Here is a 1,186-nt window from a genome sequence, read left to right as displayed (position 1 = left end):
GCGGGGGTCAGCCGACCGGCTCCGCGGGGGCGCAGTTGACGTCGATGTCGCGACGCATCCCCTCCGGGTCCCCCGCCTCGGCCCGCCGGAGCATCTCCGCGTAGGCCTGCCGGGTCCCCTCGTCGGAGTACTCGGTGAAGACGGCCAACTCGGGAGCGGCGCGGAGGTGGTCCAGCGCGTCATTCGCCCGCTCCGGCTCGGCCGGCTCCGGGCCCCGACCGTGCGCGTCCACCCACTCGGCCTGCCACGCGCACAGCCATTCCCAGTGCGCCGTTCCGAGCCCGACGCCGGGCTCGGAGACGACGCCCTCCTCGATCCGGTACCCGCGCCAGGACACCCCTTCGGGCAGGGACAGGTCGGCGGCGGCCAGGTCGTACTCCGAGGCGGTCGTCGTGCCGTCCATGGCTCCGCCCTCCGGCACGGCCCCGGTGGTGCTCTCGGTATCCGCCCCAGCCGCGACGTCCGCCCCGCTGTCCTGCGTGCCGCAGCCGGCCAACAGAAGGATCAGGGGGACGACGGGCAGGGCCGGGCGGACGGCCACGGCGGTGAGCCGCTTCACGGGCGCTCCTCGGATTCGGGTGAGGCGGGCCGACGGTCACCGACCCGCCACGGGCGCGGGGCCCGGACGAGCCGCCCCACCCTCGCACTCCCCGCCCCGGTTTTCCAGCCCGTTCGACGGCCCGTCGCCGAGCACCCGGGGCGGACAACTCAGCGCGACGGGACCGCCCCCGACGGCTTGTCGGGGTGGCCGGCCAGCCAGTGGTAGAGGGTCATGGCCACGCTGGTGGCGAGGTTGTAGCTGGAGACCATCGGCCGCATCGGCAGCGCCAGCAGCCGGTCCGCGCGCCCGCGCACCTCCGGGGACAGCCCGTGCCGCTCGGAGCCGAAGGCGAGCACGGCGTCGTCGGCGATCCCCACCCCGCGCAGGTCCTCCCCCTCCGGATCCAGCGCGTACAGCGGGCCGGCCGGCAGGTCGTCCGGGTCCCGCCGAGCCACCGGCAGGGCCCAGTGCAGTCCGGCACTCGCCCGCACCACCCCGGGGTGCCAGGGATCGACGGTGCCGGTGGTGAGCACCCCGGCCGCGCCGCAGCCGGCGGCCAGCCGGATCACGGCGCCGATGTTGCCCAGGTGCCGGGGGTTGTCCAGGAGCACGATCGGTGCCGGGCGCGGGTCCGGGGGCAGGGGC

2 protein-coding genes are annotated in these 1,186 nt (G+C 76.5%); both read right to left on the bottom strand.

Annotated features, from left to right (window positions below; translation table 11 throughout):
* Window positions 1-7: 7 nt before the first annotated feature.
* A complete protein-coding gene (locus tag FOE67_RS26235; protein WP_182667312.1) occupies window positions 8-559 on the bottom strand; it encodes a hypothetical protein in 552 nt (183 codons plus the stop codon).
* A 149-nt stretch (window positions 560-708) separates the two neighbouring features.
* A partial coding sequence (locus FOE67_RS26230; protein ID WP_182667311.1) for a TrmH family RNA methyltransferase occupies window positions 709-1,186 on the bottom strand: 478 nt, incomplete at its 5' end.

Origin of the sequence: Streptomyces calidiresistens, assembly GCF_014141525.1 — a bacterium.
Taxonomy (GTDB): domain Bacteria; phylum Actinomycetota; class Actinomycetes; order Streptomycetales; family Streptomycetaceae; genus Streptomyces; species Streptomyces calidiresistens.
Note: the sequence above shows the minus strand (reverse complement) of the source record. Positions and strands in the feature narration are given on the sequence as shown.